This window comes from Yoonia sp. (assembly GCF_036007805.1).
Lineage (GTDB): Bacteria > Pseudomonadota > Alphaproteobacteria > Rhodobacterales > Rhodobacteraceae > Yoonia.
Genome location: NZ_DASYOK010000314.1, coordinates 1 through 7,390, shown reverse-complemented (window position 1 = coordinate 7,390; position 7,390 = coordinate 1). Strand labels below are relative to the sequence as shown.

Sequence of the window (7,390 nt, the reverse complement as noted above, 5' to 3'; positions counted from 1 at the left end):
TCGGCAACAGGGCAGGAGTTGCGCCCGCTGCCCGATCTGGTGGCCAAAGCGCTGGGCGCAAACCTGCATTTTACGCGGCTCACGGGCCATGGGCAGAATAGCGATGCAATGGGGCAAGCTACCCTGGCCGATTGGCGCCGTGACGTGGCCGAGGCCATTGCGATTGCGCAAACCCTAGGGGAGGAAGTCATCATCATGGGCTGTTCCACCGGATGCACCTTGGCGACGCTTGCGCTGGCCGAGGGTGTGCAGGTGACAGGAATGGTGCATGTCTCGCCCAACTTCGGGCTACGCAACCGTGTGGTGCAGCGCTTGCTCGATCTGCCCGCCGCAGGGCATTGGGCCAAGTATGTCGCCGGGGCCTCGCGCAAGATCAAGCGGATCAACGCAGGCCACGCTGCCTACTGGACGCTGAATGTGCCGATCGCGGCGGTCCATGTCATGGCTGATGCAGTGCGTGCTGTGCGCAAGGCGGACCTCGCGATCATCCAGACGCCCGCGCTCTTTTGCTTCAACGAAGCCGATCAGGTCGTGCATCCTGATGACACCCGCCATGTCATGGCACGTTGGGGGGCGGAAACAGATGTTGTGACGCTTGCACAAACGCCCGCAGACGATGCGATGGGGCATGTGATGGCAGGAGATATCTTCTCGCCCGGCCAGACGGAACCGCTCGCTCGGCAGGTTATCGCTTGGGTGCACGGGCTCTCCGCGCGCTGAAACACTTGCAGAACAACGGTTCCCGCGCCACAGTGTTAAAAAACCTATAAAGGTTGAGCAGTTTGTTAGGGCTTTTACACAATGCCGCGTGAAACGCTGGTGATGATCCCTGCGATGTTGTCTGACGCGCGCGTTTTTGCGCCGCAAATGCAGGTGATGTCGCAGGCGCATGCCGTCATGATTGCGCCCCCCACCTGTGGCGAGCGGATCGAAGAGATCGCAAGCCAGATCCTGAGCTGGTCGCCGCCAAAGTTTGCGCTTTGTGGCATGGGCTTTGGGGGCATGGTCGCAATGGAAGTGATCCGGCGCGCCCCCGAACGTGTCACGCGGATTGCCTTGATCAGCACAAGCCCGCAAGCCGACACACCCGAGGCCGCTGCCGCGCGCGAGCCGCATATCATTGCCGCCCGTGCGGGCCGGTGGAAAGATGTCTTGCAGCATGAGATCAATTCGACATGGATGGCCCCGTCCACGGACAAGGTTGAACTGGTGCGCGAACTGACGGCAATGGGCGATGCGCTGGGCCCCGAGATTTATATCAAGCAGGCGCGCGCCTTGCAGCGCCGCAAGGACCAACAGGGGACATTGCGCCAGGTCCTGCAGCCAACGGCAGTGATTTGCGGACGCCATGACGGGCAGTATCAGCTGAAGCGCCATGAATTTCTGGCCGAGTTGATCCCCTACGCCCAGTTGGAAATCATCGAAAGTGCAGGCTATCTTCCCACGCTCGAAGCGCCCGATGCCACGACCGATGCGCTACAGCGTTGGATGAAGCAGCCCATGATGCTGCGACCGGCAGCGCCGGTCAGCCCGTTTACTTGATTGCGACGACGTTGCCGGATTTACCCTTTGCGCCTTCGGAATTGGCATCAATGAAATCCAGAACCAGTGGCCGGATATTGTTGCGCCAGCTCCCCCCGGCAAAGATACCGTAATGGCCAGCGCCGGGCTCAAGATGCGCTGCTTTCTTGCTGTCGGGCAGGCCGGTCAGCAGATCGAGTGCCGCCAAACACTGGCCAGGGGCCGAGATATCATCGTCCTCGCCTTCAACGATCTTGACCGCGACGGTCGTGATCTTGCTGAAGTCCACCTTGTGACCGGCGACCATAAATTCATTGCGCGCAATTTCGCGGCCTTTGAAGATGCGTTCGACGGTCGAAAGATAGAACTCGGCGGTCATATCCATGACGGCAAGATATTCGTCATAGAACTGATTGTGCCGGTCATGGTCCGAGGCTTCGCCTTTTGCGACACGGATAATCTCATCGCGGAAGGCGTTGGCGTGGGTTTCGCCGTTCATCGAAATGAACGATGCGAGTTGCAGCAATCCGGGGTAGACCATGCGGCCAACGCCTGAATATTTGAAACCGACGCGCTGGATCATGGTCTGTTCCAGCTGCCCCATGGTGACAGAGCGTCCGAAATCGGTGACTTCGGTGGGGTTTGCATCGGGATCCACAGGGCCACCTATCAAGGTGAGCGACCGCGGCTGCGCATCTGGGTCAAGCTCTGCCAGATAGGCAGTTGCCGCCAGAGCAAGCGGCACAGGCTGACAAATCGCCAGCACATGAGTGTCCGGGCCCATCTCGCGCATGAAATCCATCAGATAGAGGGTGTAATCCTCAATGTCGAATTTGCCTTCACTGACAGGGATGTCGCGGGCATTGTGCCAGTCGGTGATAAAGACATCGCAATCGGGCAGCAGGCTAATAACGGTTTTGCGCAGAAGTGTGGCGTAGTGCCCCGACATAGGGGCAACCAACAGGACTTTGCGGGTCCGGTCAGGGCGTGTGCCAACACGGAAACGGATCAGATCACCAAACGCACGTTCAACAACCACTTCGGTTGTCACGACCATATCGGTGCCATCCACATTCGTTTGCACTGGAATGTTCCAGTCAGGTTTGGCAACCATACGTGCAAAAGTGCGCTCGGTGACTTCGCCCCAGGCCTTGAGCCAATCCATTGCAGGGTTCGCGCCCCATGACATCACCGGATAGGATGCAAAAGCGCGCGCTGTTGATCCAAGCCATTGATTGGTGTTGCGCATGCTTTCCATCAGGTCGTAGGTCATCATATACTTCATTTATTCGAACTCCGATGGTAGGGGCAGCCTATGCTGCACCTGCAGCATATGCACAAGGATGTTAAAATGACAACAAACGATTTGGATACGCAAGAGGCTGTTGGCGACAATGTTGCAAAACTCGAGGCCAATCTTGCCCGGGTTGAGGAGCTTACTCAGCGTTTGTTGAAGGCCATGGCGCAGGGCCGCTCTGTCACGCCGGCATTGCAAGGGCCCAGTCAGGAGCTCTATGTCAAGGCAGCAACTGCTTATATGGCTGAAATGATGCATAATCCCGCCAAGCTGATCGAACATCAGCTCGAATTCTGGGGGAAATCGGTCAAGCATTATGTCGAGGCGCAACACTTGTTGGCGCAGGGCAAGCTGACGCCGCCGACGGATGAAACACCCAAAGACCGCCGGTTTTCGCATGAGCTTTGGGACACCAATCCCTATTTCAATTTCATCAAGCAGCAGTACCTGATGAACGCTTCTGCGGTGCAGCAGGCGGTTGATGATATCGACACGCTTGATTCTGAGGAAAAGAAGCGGTTGCGCTATTTCAGCCAGCAACTGGTCGATATGATCAGTCCGACCAATTTTCTGCCCACCAACCCCGAGGCTTTGGCGCTGGCCGCCGAAACCGAAGGCGAGAGCCTTGTCGCCGGACTGGAAAACCTGATTGCGGATCTTGAGGCCAATGACGGCGACCTTGTGGTCACCTTGGCTGACAAAAAGGCGTTCAAGCTGGGCGAGAACCTTGCGACCACACCGGGTGCGGTGGTCTATCGCAACCATCTGTTCGAACTGATCCAATACACACCAACGACGGAAAAAGTATACGAAACCCCACTGATCATCTTCCCACCATGGATCAACAAGTTCTACATTCTCGATCTCAAACCACAAAACAGCATGATCAAATGGGCGGTGGAGCAGGGCTATACCGTATTTGTCGTCTCGTGGGTAAACCCTGATGCAGGATACCGCGACACATCAATGACCGATTACGTTGAGCAGGGGTATCTGACAGCCATCAAAGAGGTCAAAGACATTTGCGACGTCAAAAAGGTGAATGCGGTGGGTTACTGCATCGCGGGCACGACGCTGTCGCTGACGCTGGCCTTGATGAAAAAGCGCAAGGACACTTCGGTGAATGCCGCGACATTCTTTACCACGCTGACCGACTTTTCGGATCGGGGTGAGGTCGGGGTGTTTCTCGATGATGATTTTGTCGACGGGATCGAACATGAGGTACGCGAAAATGGGATATTGGACTCATTCTTTATGTCGCGGACATTTTCCTACCTGCGCTCAAACGACCTGATCTACGGGCCTGCGATCAAAAGCTATATGATGGGCAAGGCACCACCGGCGTTTGATCTGCTCTATTGGAACGGGGATGGCACCAATCTTCCGGCCTGTATGGCGGTCGAGTATCTGCGCGGGCTGTGCCAGAACGACAAATTCGCGACCACAGGTTTCGAGATTGCGGGCGAAACGGTGCATCTCAAAGATGTCTCTGTCCCCTTGTGCGCGATCGCCTGCGAGACGGACCACATCGCCGCGTGGAAAAGCAGCTATACCGGTGTGACGCAGATGGGATCGAAGGATAAGACATTCATCCTGTCCGAGAGCGGGCATATCGCGGGCATCATCAATCCGCCCAGCAAGAACAAATATGGCCATTACACCAACCCCGAGCTTGGGTTGACGGCGGATGACTGGCTGGCAAGTGCCGAGAAGCATGAAGGGTCCTGGTGGCCGCGCTGGGATGCGTGGTTGTCGGAAAAATCAGGCAAAAAAGTCACCGCACGGCCCCCCGGAGATGACGATCACCCGGTGTTAGCGCCCGCACCCGGAACCTACGTAGTGAATAAGTAGTTCAAATTTCTCGAAAATATGCATAAGCAGAAAAAATATGCTGCAGTGCAGAGAAAATACTTGAAATGCTGCGCTGCAGCATGCATATTGGTGTCATCGAATTAGCGCGGAATACACCGCACCGACAAACCGAAAGGCGACTACAATGGCTGCTAAAGCACAAGACTTCACAGCGATCTTCAAAGACATGACAGGCGCATTTCCTGTCGACACAAAAGCAATGGAAGAGCAGTTCAAGAACCAGACTGCCCTGGCTGAAAAGATGTCCGCCGTTGCAATCGACGCTGCTGGCAAATCTGCCGAGCTGTCTGCAAAGTGGACACAGGACACACTGGCCAAAATCGAAGCCATGTCCAAAGCAAAGGCCGAGCCTGCCGACTATGCAAAAGCAATGACAGACTTCGCATCTGCCTCTGCTGAATCCGCTGCCGAGCACATGTCTGCTTTCGCTGAAATCGCGAAAAAAGTTCAGACACAGACAATGGAACTGGTTCTTGCTGCCGGCAAAGACATGTCCGAAGAGATGACTGCTGCTGCGAAGAAAGCAACAAACGAAGTGACAGCTGCTGCCAAGAAGGCAACTGCTGCTGCGAAGTAAACGCATGTAAAATCACCCTTGCCTCCCTGAGGGTTCGATTTTCAAAGAACGGTCCGCACACGCGGGCCGTTTTTTGTTTTGCGCTATTTGCTTTCTTTTTGCGCAGACGCGGCATAGGCTTCTCTGCACTGCAACATCTCTGTGGAGGAACGTTTCTTGGCCAACACCAACAAACCGCTGCTGATCAAGCGCTACGCAAGCCGCCGTCTCTATAACACCGAGACGAGCGACTATGTGACCCTTGAAGATATCGCCGCCTTCATCCGTGAGGGACGTGAAGTGCAGATCGTTGATTTGAAGTCAGGCGACGACCTGACGCGCCAATATCTGTTGCAGATCATTGCAGAACACGAAAGCCGTGGTGAAAGCGTTTTGCCGGTAGATGTGCTGACCGATCTTGTGCGCAGCTATACAAGCCAGGCCGCATCTGTTGTGCCGCAGTTCCTGCAAGCCAGCTTCGATATGCTGCGCGAAGGCCAGACCAAGGCGATGGAAAACATTGGCAAAGCCAGCCCCATCGCAAATATGCCCGGCTTTGAAGCGATGCGCGCCCAGCAGGAAGCCTTTTTCAAGGCAATGACTGGCGGCATGATCCCGGGCGCGGGCAAGCAGGAAGGCACCGAGAGCAAAGACGGCGACGATCTGGGCGAGATAAAGGATCAGCTCGCTGCATTGCAGGAAAAGCTTTCGAAGCTGGGCAAATAGCCGGATATCAGCAAAGCGCGGCTGTCGTCGCGGCACTTTTCCATGACCACGTATTTGTACCGGCGCATCAGTCCGCACAAGCGATGCAGATCTTGCAAGGCCAAGCCGTCAGCACAGCTTAGGTTCAGATCCCCAAACGGTCGCGCATGGAATACCATGTCATTGCCAGTGCCAGAAGGGGCGCGCGGAATGCGGTGCCGCCCGGGAACGGCGGCACATTGATATCGGCCAGCGTGTCAAACCGGCCCGCTTGGCCAGCGACGGCTTCGGCCATGACTTTACCCGCCAGCCCTGACAGCGCGACGCCATGGCCGGAATAGCCGCCCGCAGAAACAATATTGGGGGCAACGCGCACCACGGCGGGCAATCGCGGAATAGTCACACCTAGAGTGCCGCCCCATGCGTAGTCGATCCTGACGCCCTTGAGTTGCGGAAAGACGGCTGCGATCCGTTCGTGCATCACGGTCGCGATATCTTGCGGAAACCCCATGCGATAGCTGGGACGCCCGCCGAAAAGAAGCCGTCCGTCTTCGGACAGGCGGAAATAATTCACCACGAATTGGCTGTCATTGACGGCCACATCCTGCCCCATGATCTCTGCCGCACGGTCGCCCAGCGGTTCGGTGGCACTGATAAAGCTGTTCAAGGGCATCACCCGCGCGGCCACCTTGCGTTCCAGATTGGGCAGATAGCCGTTGCCTGCAAGGATCACATGGCGGGCTTTGATGCGGGCTTTGTTCGTGGCGACAATCGCAGGGTCGCCCTTGGTTATCTGATGCACCTCGGAGCCTTCGTAAATCCGCGCACCCGCCGCCTCGGCCAGCCGTGCCAGACCCAGAACATAGCGCAGCGGGTGGATATGGCCCGCGCCCATATCGAGCAGACCGCTGTGATAGCGCGGGGATCTCACCAACGTGCGCATTTCATCGGTGTCGCACATCCGCGCGTCTGTATAGCCGTATTCGCGCGCCAAGAGGTCGACCTCGGCGGCATCATGCGCCGCCTCTTTGGCGGTCACCGTGCCGTGGACCAACCCTGCTGTGTAACGCGCCTCGGGAATTTGGGCGCAGAGTTCACGCAGGTCCGCCTTGGCCTCTTCGGTCAACTGCCAGAGTGCTTTGGCGTGGTCGCGGCCCACATGTTTGATCAGTGTGGACTGGTCCTTGTCATAGCCGCTGCAAACCTGTCCGCCGTTGCGTCCTGACGCGCCAAAGCCCACGCGATGCGCGTCAAGCACGATGACATCCAGCCCTTTCGCCGCCAGATGGCGGGCCGCAGACAAACCGGTATAGCCCGCGCCGATGACGCAGACGTCGGTCGTGACCGCGCCCTTCAGCGCCGGACGTTCGGGCGGGATATCGGCTGAGGCGACATACCAGCTATCGGGCAATACGCCGGGGCGGTCGTTACGATAAAGT

Annotated in this window: 7 protein-coding genes; 5 read left to right on the top strand and 2 right to left on the bottom strand. The window is 57.0% G+C overall.

Features of this window, described 5'->3' with window-relative positions; genetic code table 11:
- Nucleotides 1-720 (top strand): alpha/beta hydrolase (locus VGP75_RS16720; protein WP_327544744.1); only part of this gene is annotated, 720 nt, incomplete at its 5' end.
- 81 nt (nucleotides 721-801) lie between these two features.
- Nucleotides 802-1,542, top strand: coding sequence for an alpha/beta fold hydrolase (locus VGP75_RS16715; RefSeq protein ID WP_327544743.1), 741 nt, complete (start codon nucleotides 802-804; stop codon nucleotides 1,540-1,542).
- On the opposite strand, the gene phaZ is transcribed toward VGP75_RS16715, so the two are convergent.
- Nucleotides 1,535-2,806, bottom strand: coding sequence for a polyhydroxyalkanoate depolymerase (gene phaZ / locus VGP75_RS16710; protein ID WP_327544742.1), 1,272 nt, complete (start codon nucleotides 2,804-2,806; stop codon nucleotides 1,535-1,537). The two genes, VGP75_RS16715 and phaZ, sit on opposite strands and share 8 nt — an antisense overlap.
- 66 nt (nucleotides 2,807-2,872) lie before the next feature.
- On the opposite strand from phaZ, the gene VGP75_RS16705 reads away from it, so the two are divergent.
- From VGP75_RS16705 to phaR, 3 genes are all read left to right on the top strand, one after another.
- On the top strand, nucleotides 2,873-4,669 hold the full coding sequence (locus VGP75_RS16705) for a PHA/PHB synthase family protein (protein WP_327544741.1): 1,797 nt from the start codon (nucleotides 2,873-2,875) through the stop codon (nucleotides 4,667-4,669).
- A 145-nt stretch (nucleotides 4,670-4,814) separates the two neighbouring features.
- Nucleotides 4,815-5,267, top strand: coding sequence for a phasin family protein (locus VGP75_RS16700; RefSeq protein WP_327544740.1), 453 nt, complete (start codon nucleotides 4,815-4,817; stop codon nucleotides 5,265-5,267).
- Between the two features lie 156 nt (nucleotides 5,268-5,423).
- Entirely contained in the window at nucleotides 5,424-5,972 is a 549-nt protein-coding gene (gene phaR, locus VGP75_RS16695; protein ID WP_327544739.1) for a polyhydroxyalkanoate synthesis repressor PhaR, read from the top strand.
- Nucleotides 5,973-6,096: 124 nt separating this feature from the next.
- Here the strand turns inward: phaR and VGP75_RS16690 are convergent.
- The coding region (locus VGP75_RS16690; RefSeq protein ID WP_327544738.1) for an NAD(P)/FAD-dependent oxidoreductase at nucleotides 6,097-7,390 on the bottom strand (1,294 nt) is incomplete at its 5' end.